The following is a 20,075-nucleotide window of genomic DNA, read 5'->3' on the forward strand; positions in this document are numbered from 1 at the left end:
GGAGTGAACGGCATGAAAGCTTGGTTTAAAACGGGTACTCCGTGGATTTGGTTAAACGCCGGTGCGATCGCCTTGTGTTTGGTGATGGTGATTGGGGTTCTTGGATTGATTGCAGTGCAAGGTGGTAGTCACTTTTGGCCTGCTGATTTACAACGTGTGCAGGCGGTGCAAGCAGATGGCAGCAAAAAATTGCTGCTGGCTGAACACGTGCGCACAGAACAGGTCAGTGCGGTCACGCTGAAAGACTCAGGCGTATCCTTGCCAGACAATGCAGAATCGTATGCGCGGCATTTGTTAAAGGTGTCCAACCGTGACGTGTATGGTCGCGACTTTGCGTGGTTCCTGGATTACGATTTGTCAAACTGGGAAAAACCAGACAACGCCATCGTGATTGAACGGCGTGAGTGGGGTAATTTCCAGGGGTTCCCACTGCAGCTGTTGCAACAAGACAAAGTGATGGCCGAAGGTGAAGCATTGTGGCCGGCACTGCAGGTAGCAATAGCACGTGCAAACGCGTTACACGACGACATCAGTGAAATTGAAAATGGTGAGATCGGTAAAATTAACAAGGCGTTAGAAGCGCTGCGTTTAGGCAAGCGGACGCTTGAACTGAACGGGGCCAACGCTGAAGAATTGAGCCGCTATGCGCAGCAAGCCGCGCAAGACCAGGCGGCACTGGATGCGCAATATGCCGAGTTACAGCAGGAATTAGAAGCGCTTTACACCCAAGCCAAGCGTGACAGTCTGAAAGTTGTTACGGCTGAAGGAAAAGAGCTGACAATTAATCTGTCTAATATTGTCCACGCGCATATGCCGAACCGGATGTCAGTACTGGATAAGTCTGTGCACTATGTTGCGGCGATTTGGCACTTTCTGAGCGAAGATCCGCGTGAAGCCAATACCGAAGGCGGCATTTTCCCAGCCATTTTCGGTACCGTGACCATGGTGATCTTGATGTCGATCATTGTGACGCCATTTGGGGTGTTGGCAGCGATTTACCTGCGTGAATATGCCAAGCAAGGCACCATGCTAAAAATTATCCGCATCTCCGTGTATAACTTAGCGGGCGTTCCATCGATTGTTTATGGTGTGTTTGGTTTAGGTTTCTTTGTTTATATTATGGGCGGCAATATTGATGCGCTGTTCTACCCAGAGAAACTGCCGGCGCCAACTTTTGGTACTCCTGGTCTGTTTTGGGCTTCATTAACACTGGCATTGTTAACATTACCAGTGGTGATTGTTTCGACAGAAGAAGGTTTGTCACGGATCCCAAGTACGATTCGGATGGGTAGCTTGGCGTTAGGGGCGACAAAATCTGAAACATTATGGAAAGTCGTAGTGCCGCTGGCGACACCAGCGATGATGACCGGCCTGATTTTAGCGATCGCCCGGGCCGCCGGTGAAGTGGCGCCGTTAATGTTGGTCGGCGTGGTGAAACTCGCGCCAACCTTACCGGTGGACGGTACCTTCCCATTTGTTCATTTAGATCAGAAAATTATGCACTTAGGTTTCCACGTGTTTGACGTTGGTTTCCAAAGCCCGAACGTTGAAGCGTCAAGACCGTTGTTATATGCCACAGCATTAGTCCTGGTGGTGTTAATCGTCCTGCTGAATATGGCGGCGATTCATTTACGCAATAAACTGCGGGAAAAATATCGCAGCGAGTCTGACTAGAATCCATAGCGGAAATTGGTGCCGTTGGGCACCTGGCGCGGGATGCGTGGCATCCCGCCGCAGAACCTGAACTGAATTTTAAGAGTGAACTGACGTATGACCACACAACAAACTCTGAACGGCTACAGTGAGCTGAATCTGGCAGACGAAAAAATCAAGCTGGAAGTGAAAGACCTGCGTTTGTACTACGCTGAATCGCAGGCGTTAAAAACCATTAACATGCTCATCCCGGAAAAACGCGTGACGGCATTTATCGGGCCGTCAGGCTGTGGTAAGTCCACCTTACTGCGTTGCTTTAACCGGATGAACGACCTGGTTGATATCTGTCGTATTGAAGGACAGATCCTGCTCGACGGTCAGAATATCTATGATAAAGCGGTCGACGTCGCTGAGCTGCGCCGTCAGGTCGGTATGGTGTTCCAAAAGCCGAACCCGTTCCCAAAAACTATTTACGAAAATGTCGCTTATGGCCTGCGCCTGCAAGGCGTGAATGACCGCCGTGTGCTGGACGAAGTGGTAGAAACCTCGCTCAAAGGCGCAGCATTGTGGAACGAAGTGAAAGACCGCTTACACGACAATGCTTTTGGTCTGTCTGGTGGTCAGCAACAACGTCTGGTGATCGCTCGCGCTATCGCGATTGAACCTGAAGTGTTATTGCTCGATGAACCGGCGTCTGCATTAGATCCGATTTCGACGCTGAAGATTGAAGAGTTGATTAACGAGCTGAAAGAACGCTACACCATTGTGATTGTCACGCACAACATGCAGCAGGCTGCGCGGGTATCGGACTATACTGCCTTTATGTACATGGGCAATCTGGTGGAATACGCGGCGACGAACAAGATGTTTACCAACCCGTCGCAACAGCAGACTGAAGACTACATCACTGGCCGTTTTGGTTAATTACCAGACTTAAGCAGAGGTTTCACATGGACAAACTGAATTTAACCAAACACATTTCCAGCCAGTTTAATGACGAGATCGAGCAGATCCGTAACCACATTATGGCGATGGGTGGCTTGATCGAGCAGCAGCTGTCGGATGCACTGAATGCAATCGCTGGCAGCAATGCGGAACTGGCACAACAGGTGATTGCCAATGATTTGCTGGTCAATGACTGGGAAATCAAAATTGACGCAGAATGCACGCGCATTATTGCGAAACGTCAGCCTGCGGCCAGTGATTTGCGTTTAATCCTGACGATTATTCGCGCGATTTCGGATCTGGAACGGATTGGTGACGAAGCCGAGCGGATCGCCAAAGTCGCACTGGAGTCGTTCAGCAGCGCTCAGCAGGATCTGCTGGTCAATCTGGAGAATATGGGCCGCCATGTTGCACAGATGCTGCACGATGTGTTGGACGCATTCGCCCGGATGGATGTTGAAGCAGCGTTAGCGGTCTACAAAGAAGACAAAAAAGTCGACCGCGAATATGAAGCTATTACCCGTCAATTGATGACATACATGATGGAAGATCCACGTTCAATTCCAAAAATCATGAATGTGTTGTGGTCCGCCCGTGCACTGGAACGCATCGGTGATCGCTGTAAAAACATTTCTGAGTACGTGATCTCTTTTGTTAAAGGCCGCGATGTGCGCCACAGTGATGAAGACAGCTTGGAACAAAATGCCCGTAGCTGAATAATCGCTGAATTAGGCGCCCAAAAAGCCAGTGCTGACTATAATCAGCCTGGCTTTTTGCATTTTTACGGCTTTATGACATTTTTATTATGCGACGGTTGCAGTACAATGCGCGCCGACTTTCGTCCACTACAAAACCAAGAGGCAAAGCTATGCCAAGTGCATTTTTGGCTGTTTTCGCAAAATCTCCAATTAAACCAATTGAAGAACATATTCGCAAAGTCCTGGCGGCGAGCGAGCAGTTACTGCCGTTTTTCGCAGCCGTATATAACAAGGATTGGGACACTGCAGCGGAAGTAAGAAAAGTAATCGTTAGCCTTGAAAAAGAAGCTGACACTTTGAAACGCGATATCCGCGTGCATTTACCGCGCGGCTTGTTTTTACCTGTTGATCGCACTGACATTCTGGAATTGGTGTCGCAACAGGATAAAATTGCTAATAAAACCAAAGATATCACCGGCCGTGTATTGGGCCGTGAGCTGGAAATCCCGGCACCTATCCAACAAGAATTTAATGCTTACCTGCAACGTTGTATCGATGCCGTCGCCCTAGCGTGCGAAGCGATCAACGAACTGGACGAATTGCTGGAAACTGGTTTCCGTGGACGCGAAGTCGATATGGTGATCAAAATGATCGCAAAAATCGACGAAATCGAACACGACACTGACGAAATGCAAATCAGTTTGCGCAAATTCGTACGCAAATCTGAAAGTGCATTGAACCCTGTTGATGTGATGTTTCTGTACCGCACTTTAGAGTGGGTCGGCGATTTAGCTGATACCGCGTTAAAAGTAGGCTCACGTCTCGAAATCATGTTGGCTCGTTAAGCGCTAAAGGTAAAAATTCATGGAAATTTTGGCTCAATATGGCCATGTGCTGGTAATTGTTGCCGCACTATTTGGCTTTTTTATGGCTTATGGTGTTGGCGCGAATGATGTTGCCAATGCAATGGGAACTTCAGTCGGTTCAAAAGCCTTAACTCTAAAACAAGCACTGATCATCGCCGCGATTTTTGAAGCGTCAGGCGCCTGGTTAGCCGGTGGCGAAGTCACTTCAACTATTCGCAGTGGTATCGTCGATGCGGAAGCCTTCAAAGAAGTTCCGCAATTGTTGGTCTACGGCATGATCGGCTCTTTGTTAGCTGCAGGTTCTTGGTTGTTGGTTGCGTCTCATTATGGCTGGCCGGTATCGACCACGCATTCGATCGTTGGTGCTATCATCGGTTTTGCTTCCGTTGGCGTTGGCATGGACTACGTGCACTGGGATTCTGTCAGCGGGATCGTCGGTAGTTGGGTGGTGACGCCTTTGCTATCCGGGGTGCTTGCATTCTTGATCTTTATGAGTGCGCAGCATTTCATTTTTAACACAGACAGTCCGCTCAAAGCAGCGAAGAAGTTTGTGCCTTACTATATGTTTTTTGCCGCCTACATTATGTCTTATGTCACGGTAACCAAAGGCTTAAAACACGTTGGCCTGGATTTATCTACCAACGAAGGCATCTTGTTGTGTTTTGCCATCGCTCTGGTTGTTGCGTTGATTGGTGCTTTTGCAATCAGCCGTTTGAAAATTGATCCGGATGCAGATAAGGAAATGCACTTTACCAACGTGGAGAAAATTTTCGGTATCCTGATGATTTTCACTGCTTGCTGTATGGCATTTGCACACGGTTCTAACGATGTAGCCAATGCAATCGGGCCTTTGGCTGCAGTTGTTGGCATCATCCAATCTGGTGGTCAGATCTTAGATAAAGTGTCGTTGGATTGGTGGATCCTGCCTCTTGGTGCTATCGGTATCGTCGTCGGTTTGGCAACTCTGGGTGCAAAAGTCATTCAAACCATCGGCGAAAATATTACCCATCTGACACCAAGTCGTGGTTTCGCGGCTGAAATTGCCGCAGCAACGACTGTTGTTGTAGCCTCGGGTATGGGCTTGCCTATTTCCACGACACAAACTCTGGTCGGTGCGGTACTTGGTGTCGGGATGGCCCGTGGTATTGCCGCACTGAACTTAGGTGTCATCCGGAATATTTTCGTGTCCTGGGTTGTGACATTGCCAATCGGCGCATTTCTGTCGATCATATTCTTCTATGTGATCAAGACTGTTATGGAAGCGTTATAAGCGCGTTGATTTAAAAAAAACCGCCTTCGGGCGGTTTTTTTTTGCTGGACATCTCCTCGTCGGGTCGAGCAGTCGATGGCCCTCATCCTTTGAAAAACCTAACGTATTTGGGTTGCAGAGGGGAGCTCAGTGCACTAGCATCTTCATCGCTATCCTTGCGGGTAAATCAAAATTTATAACGGAATTTACGATGAAACGACTGCCCAGTGTGAAACAACTGCAATACTTGCTTGCTCTGCACGAACATCAGCATTTTGGCCGTGCAGCCGATGCCTGCTACATCGGACAGTCGACATTAAGCGCCGCCATTGCCAATCTGGAAGAAACCATCGACGCCCAGTTGCTGGAACGTGATCACAAGACCTTTATTTTTACCTCGTTAGGTGAAGATGTGGTGCGTCAGGCCAGGTATATCATTGAACAATGCGAGGAATTGGCCGATTTTGCCCGGAATCAGGGAAAGCCGATGACTGGACAGTTTCGTCTCGGCTGTATTCCGACTATTGCGCCTTTTGTGCTGAGCGAAGTGATGGCGCTGTGTCGTCAACGTTTTCCGGAATTGCAATTATTACTGCGCGAAGACACCTCGGAAAACTCATTACGGGCGCTGACTGAAGGCCGGTTGGACATGGTATTACTGGCGCTGCCTTATGAAACCGGCGCTTTACATACGGAAGTACTGGCACAAGACGGCTTTAAACTGGTATTACACAAAGACTGGCAGGACCGCGGTTTCAGTCAGGATATCTCGCAGTGGCCGGATGAAAGTATCTTTTTACTGGAGCGGGAACATTGTCTGACCGGCCATGCGGTGAAGGCTTGTGAGCTGGAAGATTCGCGCAAAGTGAACCCGTTTTTTGCCACTAGCCTGCATACGTTGACGCAAATGGTGAATAACAAACTCGGTGTCACTTTTATGCCGCAGATGGCGATCAACAGCGGGTTGTTGCAGGGGACGGAACTTATCAGTCAGGCGCCGGCCAGCAGCGGCGCCGCGCGTGATATCGGTGTAGCCTGGCGACCCACCTCAAGCAAGTCACGCAACTATCGCCTGATGGCAACACTGATCTCTGAAGTGTTGCAACAGAAGTGCACCGGTTAAACCGGTGCACTAAGGCTATTAGGGGCGTTGGCGGAATTTACTGAAATACAGTTGATGCTCGGCCAATCGACGGTCTGGTAATAATAGTAACAGCATCAGTGCAATCAGATTGAGCAGTGGTAGAAGACCCGCACCGGCGAACAGCAGGGCAGGGTAGCCTTTTTCAATGGCAAGCTGGTAACTGTACCAGCATAAGATGATTTGACTCGCAGCCAACAAAATCAGACTAAACCAGATATCCATAGTGACTCCCTGTATCTACAAATACGAATGTTGCAGCGCGTCCTGCGCTTAATTCGATTATAGAGCAGTCGGCAAAGAAGCCATGGCGATTCTGAACTTTATTTCTGTAAGCCAAAAGCCGCAGGATCATTGAGAAAATCAGCGTGAATCATTAGACTATGGCCCCCTTCAGTGTTTGTCAGTAAAGCGGACCTGTGATGCAAAAAACTGATTTTTCTTTTGAGCTGCCCGAGCAGCTGATTGCCCGTTTTCCCCAGCCAGAACGTTCTGCCAGCCGGTTGTTAAAACTACAACGCCAGACTGGTGACATTGAACATACCCACTTTAAAGCGGTACTGGATGCAGTTAATCCAGGAGATCTGCTGGTATTTAACAATACCCGCGTGATCCCAGCGCGGTTATTTGGCCAGAAAGCGTCTGGCGGCAAAGTTGAAGTACTGGTCGAGCGCCTGCTCGACGACAAAAGGTTTCTGGCGCATATCCGCGCCAGCAAAGCGCCTAAACCCGGTAATCGCCTCATTCTGGAGCAGGATGCCGAAGTCGAGATGACCAGCCGTCACGGTGAGTTATTTGAACTGACGCTGTTATCCGACGAACCAGTGCTGGCGATGCTGGAACGACTGGGTCATATGCCACTCCCCCCTTATATCGACAGACCGGATGCGGCCAGCGACCGCGAACGCTATCAGACTGTCTATAACGCTAAACCCGGCGCTGTGGCGGCACCAACAGCCGGTCTGCACTTTGATGAACCGCTGTTGGCTGCACTTAAAGCCAAAGGTGTGGAATTTGCCTTTGTCACTTTACATGTCGGTGCCGGTACCTTTCAGCCGGTGCGGGTCGACAATATTCTCGAGCATCAGATGCACGCCGAATATATCGAAGTGCCACCGGAAGTGGTTGCTGCCGTCGAAGCCTGTAAAGCACGTGGCAACCGGGTGATTGCAGTTGGGACGACGTCGGTGCGGTCACTGGAATCAGCTGCGCAGTTCGCGAAAGCCGCCGGTCAGCCGTTGCAGCCTTATTATGGTGATACGCAGATTTTTATCTATCCGGGCTATCAGTTTGCCGTTATCGATGGCCTGATCACGAATTTCCATTTACCGGAATCGACGCTGATTATGCTGGTGTCGGCGCTATGCAGCAGGGACATCATCATGCATGCCTATCAGCAAGCGATTGAGCAGCAATATCGGTTTTATTCCTATGGCGATGCGATGCTGATCCTTTAAGCGTCGAGGCTAGGTCGGATTGTCAACATCCGCCTGGCTTTCTGCTACAATCGGGCGTTTTTTTAAAAGGCTGGACTGTTTTTCCGGTCAATGAGGTCACAATGAAATTTGAGTTAATGAAGACCGACGGCAAAGCCCGGCGGGGACGTATGACATTTGCCCGCGGTGTGGTCGATACCCCGGCGTTTATGCCAGTAGGTACTTACGGCACAGTGAAAGGCATGACGCCGGAAGAACTGGCTGCGACCGGCGCCCAAATCTGCCTGGGCAATACCTTTCACCTGATGCTGCGCCCTGGCACTGAAATCATCCGTAAACACGGTGATTTACACGACTTTATGCACTGGGACAAACCCATCCTGACCGACTCCGGCGGTTTTCAGGTGTTTAGCCTCGGCGAACTGCGTAAAATCAAAGAAGAAGGCGTCACGTTCCGCTCCCCGCTGAACGGTGAAAAAATCCAGCTGACGCCAGAGCGTTCGATGGAAGTCCAGCGCGATTTAGGCTCGGATATCGTGATGATTTTCGACGAATGTACGCCATATCCTGCCACTGAGCAGCAAGCAAAAAAATCAATGGAAATGTCATTGCGCTGGGCCAAACGCAGTAAAGACGCACATGGCGATAATCCTTCCGCACTGTTTGGCATTATTCAGGGCGGCATGTATCCGAACTTGCGCGATGTGTCGCTGAATGGACTGGAAGACATCGGTTTTGACGGTTACGCCATCGGTGGTTTATCGGTTGGTGAACCGAAACATGAAATGATCAAAATCCTCAATCACACCACTGACAAAATGCCGGTGCACAAACCGCGTTATCTGATGGGCGTGGGTAAACCGGAAGATCTGGTGGAAGGCGTGCGTCGTGGCATTGATATGTTCGATTGTGTGATGCCAACCCGGAATGCCCGCAACGGCCATTTATTCGTGACAAGTGGTGTGATCAAGATCCGTAATGCCAAATACAAAGACGATATCGCGCCTTTGGATGAAAATTGTGACTGTTACACTTGTAAAAACTATTCGCGCGCATATCTCCATCATCTCGATCGTTGTAATGAGATCCTGGGTGCCCGGCTGAATACTATCCATAACCTGCACCATTATCAGAAATTAATGCAGGGCTTACGCAATGCGATTGAACAAGGCACACTGCAGGACTTTATCACTGACTTTTATGCCCGTCGTGGTTTGACTGTACCGGCGCTTGATGCACCAGTGCCGGTGTTGGAGCACAGCTCAGAGACTGCGTCTGCTGAATAACAATTTGAAATTAATCTTTAAAATTTAAGGGGATACCAATGAGTTTTTTTATTTCTGATGCACATGCACAAACTGCACCTGCTGGCCAACCAGGTGGTGGCCTTGATCTGGTGATCATGCTGGCCGCTTTTGGTCTGATTTTCTACTTCATGATTTTCCGTCCACAAAGTAAACGGATGAAAGAGCACAAAAACCTGATGTCGTCTTTGGCAAAAGGTGATGAAGTGCTGACGCAGGGCGGTCTGGTTGGTCGTATTGCCAAAATCGCTGACGACAAAGATTTTGTCGTGATTGCGCTGAACGACACCACTGAAGTGACAGTGCAAAAAGGCTCGATCAGCGCTGTGTTGCCGAAAGGCACGATGAAATCGCTGTAAAGCGGACGGCTGAAAGGAATTTAATGTGTTAAATCAAAACTCAATCTGGCGTTATTTGCTGGTAGTTGTGGTGATGGCGGTTAGTTTTATCTACGCCTTGCCGAACATCTACCCAAGCGATCCGTCGCTGCAAATTAATGCGACCCGCGGTGCTGAAGTCAGTGCCGAGGTGGTCGACAAAATTAGCACTGAACTGACTGCCAAACAAATCAACAGCAAAAGCGTGGTGCTAGAAGACGGTCAGGTGCTGGCGCGTTTTCTGAGTACCGAAGACCAGTTAAAAGCGCGTGAAGTCATTGAGCAATTGCTTGGTGACAAATACGTCACGGCGCTGAATCTGGCACCGGCGACGCCGGCCTGGATGGACAGCATTGGCGCTGCGCCGATGAAGCTGGGTCTGGATTTACGTGGTGGTGTGCATTTCCTGATGGAAATTGACATGAAAACCGCGATGGATAAAAACGTCAACGACCTGGTGCAGAACTACCGCACCGATTTGCGTGAAGCCAAAGTGCGCTACCGCTCTGTCACTGCCGATCTGCCAAAACAGCAGGTGGTGTTAACGTTCCGCAGTGCAGAAGATGTCACCGCAGCGCAGAAAGTCTTGTCAGAAAAAGACCGCGATATGGTGTACACCGAAGGTGCTGACAATACTTTATTGGTTAGTTTCAGCGAAGCTAAAGTTAAAGCGCTGCGTGAAGACGCTGTCGCTCAGAACATTACCATTATCCGTAACCGCGTTAACGCCATTGGCGTGGCTGAACCTTTGGTACAGCGTCAGGGCGCTGAACGGATTGTGGTGCAATTACCTGGCGTACAAGACACCGCTCGCGCAAAAGAAATTCTCGGCGCCACAGCGACTCTGGAATTCCGTTTAGTTGACGAATCTGCCGATGTTGCCAGTGCTGCGGCAGGCCGCGTTCCGCCAGCTTCACAGCTTTTTTATGACCGCAGTGGTGCGCCGGTCGTGCTGCAAAAACGTATCATGCTGACGGGTAACCACATCGTTGGTGCCAATGCTGGTTTTGACGAATACAGCCGGCCTCAGGTCAATATTGATCTGGACGCCAAAGGCGGCAATAGCTTCTCGCTGGCGACGAAAGACGCCATCGGTAAAGCGATGGCCACTGTATTTATCGAATACAAGCCAACCGGTAAAAAAGACGCTGATGGCAAAACGATTCTGGAGAAAAAAGAAGAAGTGGTGTCTGTCGCCACTATTCAGGCTCGTTTAGGCCGCAGCTTCCGCATCACTGGCCTCGATGCGCCAGGTGAAGCCCAGAATCTGGCAGTGTTGTTACGCGCCGGTGCCCTGATTGCGCCGATCCAAATCGTGGAAGAACGGACCATTGGCCCTAGTTTGGGTCAAGAAAATATCGACCTGGGTATGAACGCCATTCTTTGGGGCATGCTGGCTGTGGTTGGTTTTATGGTGTTCTATTACAAGTGGTTTGGTGTGGTCGCAAATATTGCGCTGGCCTGTAACCTGGTGTTGCTGGTCGGTATGATTGCGATGATCCCCGGTGCGACCCTGACGTTACCTGGTATGGCCGGTATCTTGCTGACTGTCGGTATGGCGGTGGACGCTAACGTATTGATTAACGAGCGGATCCGTGAAGAATTGGCGAATGGTCGTTCTGCGATGCAGGCGATCCATGAAGGCTATGACCGTGCTTTTGCTACTATCGCTGACTCGAATATCACCACCTTATTGGTCGCGTTGATTCTGTTTGGTGTCGGTACAGGTCCGGTCAAAGGTTTTGCGGTGACATTAGCGCTCGGTATTCTGACGTCTATTTTCACAGCGGTTGTGATCACGCGTTTGATCGTCAATGCCGTCTGGGGCCAGCGCCGCGGCGCTGACCTGCCGGTTTAAGGAGCGCAAGATGCGTCTATTTATCTATAAAAACGCGCTGAACTTTATGAAGTTCAAATGGCCGGCGTTGATTTTCTCCACCTTTTTGGTGCTGGGTTCATTAGTCAGTCTATTTACCAAAGGCTTGAATCTGGGCTTGGATTTTACCGGCGGTACCGTCATTGAAGTGCAATTTGAACAACAGGCTGAGTTAGACAAAGTGCGTGATGCGCTGGCTGCAGCTGGTTTTGCTGATGCGCAGGTGCAGTACTTCGGTAGCAGTCAGGACGTGATGATCCGGATCGCACCACGTGAAGGGGTACAGCAAAAAGCCATCGGTGAGCAAATCCTTACCGTCATCAACACTGTCGCAGCGACTCCGGTCACAGTGAACAAAGTTGACGTAGTGGGTTCTGCGGTTGGTGATGAGCTTAAAGAAGATGGTTTTCTGGCTGTGCTTGCGGCATTGGTAGGGATTTTAATTTACGTTGCTGCCCGGTTTGAATGGCGCTTCTCGGTCGGTGCTGTGGCATCTCTGTTACATGACGTGATTATCACGCTGGGCTTGTTCTCGGTAACAGGCATGGAATTTGACCTGACGGTACTGGCCGCAATTCTGGCGCTGATTGGTTATTCCATCAACGACACTATTGTTGTGTTCGACCGGATCCGCGAGACTTTCCGCAAAATGCGTGATCTGACCACCGATGAGTCAGTGAATGAAGCGATTACGACAACGCTGAGCCGAACCACGATGACGTCTTTTACTACGGCATTAACTTTGATAGTCCTGTTCTTTATGGGCGGCGCTATGATCCACGGGTTTGCCACGGCGCTGTTGTTTGGTATCGCGATTGGTACCTATTCTTCAATCTTCATCGCATCGGCATTAGCTGTCATTCTTGGCGCAAGCCGTGAAGATTTGATGCCCACTGTGATTGAGAAAGAAGGGGCGGATACACCGTCCATCTAACTCGCTGAAAGCCAGTCTCGTGACTGGCTTTTTTTTGATTGAAGCATAAGATACCGAGGCTTACCGGCAGTCGCGTAGTGGCTGCACAGGTTTTTGTGGAAGGAGTTGCAGATGAGCAAACAACATAATGCCGGTTTTCTGGCGATGGTCGACGCAGCGAAAAGCCGGGTGCGTGAGATCTCTATTGAGCAATACAATACGCATCAGGCGCCTTGTGTGCTGATTGATGTGCGGGAAGATCTGGAGTGGCAAAAAGGCCATTTGCCACAAGCGATGCATATTGGCAAAGGTGTGATTGAACGCGACATCGAGACTAAAGTTCAGGACAAGCAACAGACTTTAATTTTGTATTGTGGGGGTGGTTTTCGTTCAGCCTTGGCGGCCGATGCATTACAGCAAATGGGTTACAGCGATGTGCTGAGTCTGGCCGGTGGTTACACCGCCTGGGTCAATGCCGGTTTGCCGGTAGCGCATGATTGAGCTGCCTATCAGCTGAAAATCGCCACAAAGCTCTGGGCACCAAGTGCCTGCATTTGTGCCGGCCATTCGCGGAGCTCATGGCGTTCATCAGGCGTAAGGCCAACTGATTGGCGTTACGAATGTCCTTATTCACCGTACCGTACATCCTGTACATAAAAACGCCGGCAATCGCCGGCGTTTTTGTCTCTGCTGCTTAGCGCATCAGCGATTCAGTCAGGTGCGGACGCATGCCTTTTAACATTGCTGCCAGCACTTTTGGATTGCCGGCAACAACGTTACCGCTTTTCAGCTGGTTATTGCCGCCTACAAAATCACTGACCAGGCCGCCGGCTTCACGCACAATCAGTTCACCTGCAGCGATATCCCATGGCTTTAAGCCAATTTCCCAGAAACCGTCTAAGCGGCCTGCGGCAACATAAGCCAGGTCCAGCGCAGCCGAGCCTGAACGACGGACATCAGCAGCTGTTGTGAAGAAAGTTTTGAAAGTTTCGGTATAAGCATCCAGATGATGCTTTTGCTTAAACGGGAATCCTGTTGCCAGAATAGTGCCGGTTAAGTCAGTGGCGTTGGTCACGCGAATACGGCGACCGTTTAATTGCGCGCCACCACCACGGCTGGCGGTGAACACTTCACCACGCAGCGGATCATAAATGACGGCCTGATCGAGCTTGCCATTGTGGCGCAGCGCGATAGAAACGGCGAAGTGGGGGATGCCTTTGATAAAGTTGGCGGTACCATCGAGCGGGTCGATGATCCATTGGTATTCACTGTTAAAACTGCCGTAATCGCCACCTTCTTCGCCAACGATATCGTGGGTTGGGTAGGATTTACGCAGGATTTGCACTATTGCCTGTTCTGCTTCTTTGTCGACGTTGGTGACAAAGTCGTTGGTGCCTTTTTGGCTGGTCTGAACCATGTCGAGTTGACCACAGGCCCGGGCGATGATATTGCCTGCGCCACGCGCAGCACGAACAGCGATGTTTAACATCGGATGCATAGAGTGAATACCTTATTGTATAAAGAACAGTCAAAAGAGCGGCGCGTATTGTAGCCGTTAGGTGGTAAAAGTAAAGTGATTTTCGGCTGCATAGCGGTCTGCAGAACATGGCCTGATGCGGCTCAGGCCCTGCGCTCATCGCTTTGGTCAGTCTTCCGCTTCGCCCTGTGCCTTTACACCCACGCGGCGGATCTGCTCACCGTCCAGCTCGGCCACGGTCCAGCCCATGCCGGACCATTGCAAGGTGTCGCCGACGACCGGTTTCCCACCGAGTTTTTTCGCAATAAAATCTGCCAGGGTCAAAGCGTCACCGCAGTCGGCTAAATCCAGCGAATAGAACATGGCCAAATCATCCAGTCGGGCAGCGCCGTCCAACATAAAATCGCCAAAGAACTCAAAATCAAAGTTACGTTGCGGCGTTTCACTGAACATGCGGCCCAGTACAGGTAAATCGGCATCATGCCCGATGATACACAGAACATCGCCGGCCATCAGCTTGCTACTGCCAGAGGGGTGCAACAGCTGATTGTCACGAAACAGTGCCACAATCCGCGTATGGTCCGGCATGTTTAGCTGTTTCAGTTCGCTGCCTATACACCACTTATCCGGGTTCAGTTTATAAACAAACATTTCCCACTGGCTGGCCAGCTGCACTTCGATACCGGCGCGTGAAATGGGCGATGGCATTGGCGGCACCACCACATGGGCTTTTTTCGCAAAAAAGCCCAGCGTGGTGCCTTGCAGGAGTAACGACACCAGCACGATAAAAAACGCCACGTTAAAAAATAGCTGGGCGTTTGGCAGGCCCGCCATCAGCGGGAATACGGCAAGAATGACCGGTACAGCACCACGCAGGCCGACCCAGGAGATAAAAGTGCGCTCCCGCAGTGTGAAGCTTTTAAACGGCAGCAAGCCAATAAATACTGACAGGGGCCGTGCAAACAAAATCATCCACAACGACAGTAGCAGCGCCGGCACCGCAATCGGCAGCAACTGGCTGGGGGTCAGTAACAGGCCTAATACCAGGAACATACCGATTTGACTGAGCCAGGCCAGGCCGTCAAACATATGGACTATGCCATGCCGGTTCCGGATCGGCTGATTCCCCAGCACCAGACCACAGACATAAACACTGAGAATACCGCTGCCACCGACAGAACCGGACACGGCATAGAGGAATAAACCACCGCTGACTGCAAGCAACGGATAAAGGCCATCGGCAATCTGAATTCTATTGATGAGTTTCAACAGCACCCAACCACCGGCCAGGCCAAGCAAAATCCCTACACCAAATTGCCGAACCAGACTGGTCAGCACGGACCAGTCAAGGCTGGTTTGGCCGCTGGCGATAATGGAAATCAAGGTAACAGTCAGAAACATCGCCATCGGATCGTTGCTGCCTGATTCGATTTCCAGTGTGGCGCCAACCCGTTCGTTCAGACCTTTGCCATTCAATAAGTTAAACACAACCGCGGCGTCGGTTGAGCCGACAATGGCGCCAATCAGCAAGCCCTCGAGTACTGTAAGGTCAAATAGCCAGGCGGCGGCAACACCGGTGAGGCCGGCCGTAATCATCACACCGATTGTCGCCAGCGACAACGACGGTCCTAAAGCGACGCGAAAGCTTTTGACGTTGGTGCGCATACCGCCGTCCAGCAAGATCACCGCAAGCGCCAGGTTGCCGACCAGATAGGCCATCGAATAATCATCAAAAGCGATACCGCCGGGACCATCGATGCCGGCAAACATACCAACACCGAGGAAAATAACCAGAATAGGCACGCCAATTTTACTCGCGACCGAACTCATCATGATGGCGGCCGCGACCAATACGGCTCCCAACAGGAATAAATGATTGATGGTTGTCGCGTCCATAGCGGGCCTCCTGACATAGAACGTGCGCAGATAACACTAAAATGCAGGCATTAGGTTGTCATTTCAATAAATAATTCATTAATTATGACAATAATGTATAAAAGCATAATAAATACAGTTGGTTATGTTTTCTAATTTAAATTATAACTTTGCTTATAGACTGCTTTTATTGGTTGTGGCTGTGTATTCCTGTTACCTTAGATGGTTAAAATGCTTATAAAGCTTTTTTCATCTATAAATCATGCTGAGACATTTGGTTTGTCAGAGTTCTTCATCATTATCAACCATTAGAATCAAGGACGGTAAATCGGCCGCCTGAATTTTGCTGACGCAACTTTGTGCCTGAGCGAAGAAGTGTTGTTGAACCCTGATAATCAGCTGTGGCAACGACCAGCGCCGGGTGGTTGGGTATGGCATGCCTTCGTGATTGAACAGCCACTCGGTCCCGCTGCTGTCGATAATATAATCAGCGTCCGGCAGCATCGCATGTGTTTCTGCCAATAGACTTTGCAGCGCAGCCCGGTTGTCGAGGCGCAGCATCTCATCCGCACCTGAGTAACAAAATAAAGCGGGGAATTGAATATTGGTCATCTGTCTGGTTGCCTGATGTTCTGTGGATAAAAAACGGCAGCCAAAGCTGCCGTTTTTGTTGCTCAAGATACAAACTTGGTCAAAACGCTTAGTGACGGAAATGACGCACGCCGGTGAAGACCATCGTCATGCCGTGCTCGTCAGCCGCAGCAATCACTTCAGCATCGCGCATCGAGCCACCTGGCTGGATCACCGCTTTGATCCCGGCGGCGGCTGCTGCGTCGATGCCGTCGCGGAACGGGAAGAAGGCATCAGATGCCATCACTGAGCCTTTGACTTCCAGGTTTTCGTCGGCCGCTTTGATACCGGCAATTTTTGCACTGTAGACACGGCTCATCTGGCCGGCGCCAACGCCAATGGTCATCGAATCTTTTGCATAAACAATGGCATTTGATTTGACGTATTTGGCCACTTTCCAGCAGAACAGCAGGTCACGCAGTTCTTCAGCAGTTGGTTGACGTTTAGTCACAACTTTCAGATCATCCAGACCGACCATTTTCTGGTCTCGGTCTTGCACCAACACACCGCCGTTGACGCGTTTGATGTCAAAACCAGTGGTTTTCTCTGACCACTGGCCACACACCAGCAGGCGGACGTTTGGCTTTTTCGCGACGACTGCGGCTGCTTCGGCAGTGGCGGTTGGTGCGATAATGACTTCAACAAACTGACGGCTGACAATGGCTTCGGCTGTGGTGGCATCCAGTTCGCGGTTAAAGGCGATGATGCCGCCAAAGGCTGACGTCGGGTCAGTCTGGTAAGCGCGATTGTACGCAGCCAGAATATCGTCGCCGATCGCCACACCACAAGGATTGGCGTGTTTGACGATGACACAGGCCGGTTCAGCGAATTCTTTTACGCATTCGAGCGCAGCATCCGTGTCGGCGATATTGTTGTACGACAGCTCTTTGCCCTGCAGCTGGGTCGCGCTTGCTACCGATGCTTCCTGAATGCTGTTTTCTACATAAAAAGCGGCGGCCTGATGGCTGTTTTCGCCATAACGCAGATCTTGTTTCTTGGTGAACTGGCTATTGAAGGTGCGCGGGAACTTGCTTGGCGCTGCTTCCGGGGTGTTGTAGGCGCTCAGCATAGTGCCGAAGTAGTTGGCAATCATGCCGTCATACTGCGCGGTGTGCTCATAGGCACTGATCGCCAGACTGAAACGGGTCGCATGCGTGGTGGCGCCATTGTTGGCAGCCATTTCTGCCAGTACTTTATGGTAGTCGCCGGCATTGACCACAATAGTCACATCTTTATGGTTCTTCGCGGCAGCGCGTACCATCGTTGGGCCACCGATATCGATGTTCTCGACCGCGTCTTCCAGCGTGCAACCGGCTTTGGCCACGGTTTGCGCGAATGGATACAGGTTCACCACAACTAAATCGATAGGCTTGATGCTGTGTGTTGTCATCACGCCTTCGTCAGTGCCACGACGGCCTAAGATGCCGCCGTGAACTTTCGGATGCAGGGTTTTGACCCGGCCATCCATAATTTCCGGGTGACCGGTGTAATCAGATACTTCAGTGACCGGAATACCGGCATCGGCCAGTAATTTCGCGGTACCACCGGTCGACAGCAGTTCAACGCCCTGTGCATGCAGTGCAGTGGCGAATTCCAGGATACCAGTTTTATCAGACACGCTCAGCAGCGCGCGACGGATTGGTAAGTTTGAGCTCATCGTCAGTCTCTTCTGTTAATTAAAAATTTAGGAATGGACAGCCAAGGGTTGCAGAAGAATAGTCGGGGAAACCTGGCTTGTCCTGTCAAAGCTGGTCACAGCAAGAACCAGGCTTTGAGAAACAAAAAAGCACCCGAAGGTGCTTTCTGGCGGGACTCCTCCCGCGGGGGCATTAACTCATGCCGTATTGTTTCAGCTTCTTACGCAGCGTACCGCGGTTGATGCCCATCAGGTTGGCGGCCCGGGTCTGGTTGCCGCGGGTATATTTCATCACTTCTTCCAGCAGAGGGCGTTCCAGCTCTGACAGGACCAGCTCGTACAGGTCGTTGACGTCCTGACCGTTCAGCTGTTGCAGGTAATTCGCCACCGCTTTTTGTACCGCGTTACTTAAAGGCTGCGGTTTTTCCTGAGTCTGTACATGGGCGTTGGTGATAAATGGCGAAGTCACGTTTTGATTAAACATTGCCTAGTCTCTTTTACGTTAGGTTGCTGCTAGTTGTTCGAAATACAGATTTAAAGTATCGAGTTGCCGGCTGGCATCCTCAATACCATTAAATTCACTGCGGAACAGTCCCGCGCTGTCTTGTTCGGCCAAATACCACCCGACATGTTTACGGGCGACTCTTGGACCTAACACATCACCATAAAGCTGGTGCAGACCGCGGACATGTTCCAGCAAAATCTCCTTCACTTCCTGCAATGCAGGCGGAGGGAGTTCTTGTCCTGTGGTCAGATAGTGCACCACTTCCCGGAAAATCCAGGGCCGGCCCTGCGCCGCACGGCCAATCATAATGGCGTCGGCACCGGTATAATCGAGCACAAACCGGGCTTTTTGTACGTTGTCGATATCACCATTGGCGACCACCGGAATAGCCACAGCCTGCTTAATTGCGCGGATCGTGTCGTATTCGGCTTCACCTTTATACATACAGGCTTTGGTACGGCCATGTACCGCCAGTGCCTGAATGCCGTTATCCTCGGCGATCCGTGCGATCTGAACCCCGTTTTTGTGTTCCGGGTCCCAGCCTGTACGGATTTTCAGCGTCACCGGTACATCCACTGCACCGACAACCGCCTGAATAATCTGCTTTACTAAATCCGGGTACTGTAAAAGTGCCGAACCCGCCAGCTTCTTATTCACTTTCTTCGCCGGACAACCCATATTGATATCAATAATCTGGGCGCCATGTTCGACGTTAAATCGGGCAGCATCCGCCATTTGTTCCGGATCGGCACCTGCAATTTGCACCGAGCGTAAACCCGATTCATCTGCATGCGTCATCCGTTTCAATGACTTTTCGCTTTGCCAGACCAAAGGATTGCTGGACATCATTTCTGATACAGCTAAACCGGCACCAAACCGGCGGCACAGCTCACGAAAAGTGAAATCTGTTACACCAGCCATCGGGGCACAAATCACATTGTTGTCAAGTTGATAAGGACCGATGCGCACCGCTCTATCTCTGGGGTCTACCCTCAAGGGGCGCTAAGTTTACGGATTTTTGCCAACAATGCAAAGGCTAATATTTAAACAAAAATATAAATTTATCCGCAGTTGGCGGGTTGACAATCGCTAAACGGCTGAAAACTGGACTTATCGGATTTAGGAATGCGGGCTGGCGTGAAGATTTCCCGCAGATAATTGTGTTGCTGTGCAAAATGTCACCACAAGCCAGAAGCAATAAGGGGTGAATTTGCTTCGCGAGTCTTCGAACAGATGGTGTTCACGCTCTGTCAAACGGCATGTCCATCCCGGAAAACTGCTCCTGCGTTTTCCGTGTACCGTCCATCCATGGACATAAAAAAAAGCACCTGAATATTCAGGTGCCACAGGCGAAAATCCCAGGAACATGGTTTTTGGCTTTCAGAGTTGTATGTGCCTGCCGACAACTCACAAGTGTTATAGTATAACATTTCGTTCAATTTCGACAGGTCAATCGAAGCTGATTCGACAAATAACTCAAAAGTATCGATCAAT

General features: G+C 50.5%; 19 protein-coding genes. 12 read left to right on the forward strand and 7 right to left on the reverse strand.

Features of this window, described 5'->3' with window-relative positions:
• The first annotated feature begins 12 nt into the window (after window positions 1-12).
• From pstA to ACQ66Q_RS19635, 6 genes are all read left to right on the forward strand, one after another.
• A complete protein-coding gene (pstA, locus tag ACQ66Q_RS19610; RefSeq protein ID WP_430458333.1) occupies window positions 13-1,674 on the forward strand; it encodes a phosphate ABC transporter permease PstA in 1,662 nt (553 codons plus the stop codon).
• Between the two features lie 96 nt (window positions 1,675-1,770).
• Window positions 1,771-2,577, forward strand: coding sequence for a phosphate ABC transporter ATP-binding protein PstB (gene pstB / locus ACQ66Q_RS19615; protein ID WP_430458334.1), 807 nt, complete (start codon window positions 1,771-1,773; stop codon window positions 2,575-2,577).
• A 26-nt stretch (window positions 2,578-2,603) separates the two neighbouring features.
• A complete protein-coding gene (gene phoU, locus ACQ66Q_RS19620) occupies window positions 2,604-3,314 on the forward strand; it encodes a phosphate signaling complex protein PhoU (protein ID WP_208933287.1) in 711 nt (236 codons plus the stop codon).
• Window positions 3,315-3,466: 152 nt separating this feature from the next.
• Window positions 3,467-4,141 (forward strand): TIGR00153 family protein, encoded by a 675-nt coding sequence (locus tag ACQ66Q_RS19625; protein ID WP_430458335.1) that lies wholly within the window; start codon window positions 3,467-3,469, stop codon window positions 4,139-4,141.
• Between the two features lie 19 nt (window positions 4,142-4,160).
• Window positions 4,161-5,432, forward strand: a complete 1,272-nt coding sequence (locus ACQ66Q_RS19630; RefSeq protein ID WP_377240861.1) for an inorganic phosphate transporter — start codon at window positions 4,161-4,163, stop codon at window positions 5,430-5,432.
• A gap of 190 nt (window positions 5,433-5,622) precedes the next feature.
• Window positions 5,623-6,534, forward strand: coding sequence for a LysR substrate-binding domain-containing protein (locus tag ACQ66Q_RS19635; protein WP_430458336.1), 912 nt, complete (start codon window positions 5,623-5,625; stop codon window positions 6,532-6,534).
• Between the two features lie 18 nt (window positions 6,535-6,552).
• On the opposite strand, the gene ACQ66Q_RS19640 is transcribed toward ACQ66Q_RS19635, so the two are convergent.
• Window positions 6,553-6,777, reverse strand: coding sequence for a hypothetical protein (locus ACQ66Q_RS19640; RefSeq protein ID WP_430458337.1), 225 nt, complete (start codon window positions 6,775-6,777; stop codon window positions 6,553-6,555).
• A 197-nt stretch (window positions 6,778-6,974) separates the two neighbouring features.
• On the opposite strand from ACQ66Q_RS19640, the gene queA reads away from it, so the two are divergent.
• From queA to ACQ66Q_RS19670, 6 genes are all read left to right on the forward strand, one after another.
• Window positions 6,975-8,009 carry a tRNA preQ1(34) S-adenosylmethionine ribosyltransferase-isomerase QueA gene (gene queA, locus ACQ66Q_RS19645; protein WP_430458338.1) on the forward strand — a complete coding sequence of 345 codons (1,035 nt, stop codon included), beginning with the start codon at window positions 6,975-6,977 and terminating at the stop codon, window positions 8,007-8,009.
• Between the two features lie 101 nt (window positions 8,010-8,110).
• Window positions 8,111-9,274 (forward strand): tRNA guanosine(34) transglycosylase Tgt, encoded by a 1,164-nt coding sequence (tgt, locus tag ACQ66Q_RS19650; RefSeq protein ID WP_430458339.1) that lies wholly within the window; start codon window positions 8,111-8,113, stop codon window positions 9,272-9,274.
• Window positions 9,275-9,312: 38 nt separating this feature from the next.
• A complete protein-coding gene (gene yajC / locus ACQ66Q_RS19655) occupies window positions 9,313-9,651 on the forward strand; it encodes a preprotein translocase subunit YajC (RefSeq protein WP_430458340.1) in 339 nt (112 codons plus the stop codon).
• 25 nt (window positions 9,652-9,676) lie between these two features.
• Complete coding sequence (gene secD / locus ACQ66Q_RS19660) at window positions 9,677-11,527, forward strand: protein translocase subunit SecD (protein ID WP_430458341.1); 1,851 nt, start codon at window positions 9,677-9,679, stop codon at window positions 11,525-11,527.
• A 10-nt stretch (window positions 11,528-11,537) separates the two neighbouring features.
• Window positions 11,538-12,479, forward strand: a complete 942-nt coding sequence (gene secF / locus ACQ66Q_RS19665) for a protein translocase subunit SecF (RefSeq protein WP_430458342.1) — start codon at window positions 11,538-11,540, stop codon at window positions 12,477-12,479.
• A gap of 111 nt (window positions 12,480-12,590) precedes the next feature.
• A complete protein-coding gene (locus tag ACQ66Q_RS19670) occupies window positions 12,591-12,959 on the forward strand; it encodes a rhodanese-like domain-containing protein (protein ID WP_430458343.1) in 369 nt (122 codons plus the stop codon).
• Window positions 12,960-13,152: 193 nt separating this feature from the next.
• Here the strand turns inward: ACQ66Q_RS19670 and suhB are convergent, their stop codons facing one another.
• From suhB to dusB, 6 genes are all read right to left on the reverse strand, one after another.
• Window positions 13,153-13,956 carry an inositol-1-monophosphatase gene (gene suhB, locus ACQ66Q_RS19675; RefSeq protein WP_208933297.1) on the reverse strand — a complete coding sequence of 268 codons (804 nt, stop codon included), beginning with the start codon at window positions 13,954-13,956 and terminating at the stop codon, window positions 13,153-13,155.
• A gap of 147 nt (window positions 13,957-14,103) precedes the next feature.
• Window positions 14,104-15,831, reverse strand: a complete 1,728-nt coding sequence (locus tag ACQ66Q_RS19680; RefSeq protein ID WP_430458344.1) for a potassium/proton antiporter — start codon at window positions 15,829-15,831, stop codon at window positions 14,104-14,106.
• Window positions 15,832-16,092: 261 nt separating this feature from the next.
• A complete protein-coding gene (locus tag ACQ66Q_RS19685) occupies window positions 16,093-16,422 on the reverse strand; it encodes a DUF4144 family protein (protein WP_430458345.1) in 330 nt (109 codons plus the stop codon).
• An 88-nt stretch (window positions 16,423-16,510) separates the two neighbouring features.
• Complete coding sequence (gene purH / locus ACQ66Q_RS19690; RefSeq protein ID WP_430458346.1) at window positions 16,511-18,097, reverse strand: bifunctional phosphoribosylaminoimidazolecarboxamide formyltransferase/IMP cyclohydrolase; 1,587 nt, start codon at window positions 18,095-18,097, stop codon at window positions 16,511-16,513.
• Between the two features lie 172 nt (window positions 18,098-18,269).
• Window positions 18,270-18,560, reverse strand: a complete 291-nt coding sequence (gene fis, locus ACQ66Q_RS19695) for a DNA-binding transcriptional regulator Fis (RefSeq protein WP_031568655.1) — start codon at window positions 18,558-18,560, stop codon at window positions 18,270-18,272.
• A gap of 18 nt (window positions 18,561-18,578) precedes the next feature.
• Window positions 18,579-19,550, reverse strand: a complete 972-nt coding sequence (gene dusB / locus ACQ66Q_RS19700; RefSeq protein ID WP_430458347.1) for a tRNA dihydrouridine synthase DusB — start codon at window positions 19,548-19,550, stop codon at window positions 18,579-18,581.
• Between the last annotated feature and the right edge of the window lie 525 nt (window positions 19,551-20,075).

The sequence above is a fragment of the Rheinheimera sp. genome (assembly GCF_965283995.1).
Taxonomy (GTDB): Bacteria; Pseudomonadota; Gammaproteobacteria; order Enterobacterales; family Alteromonadaceae; genus Pararheinheimera.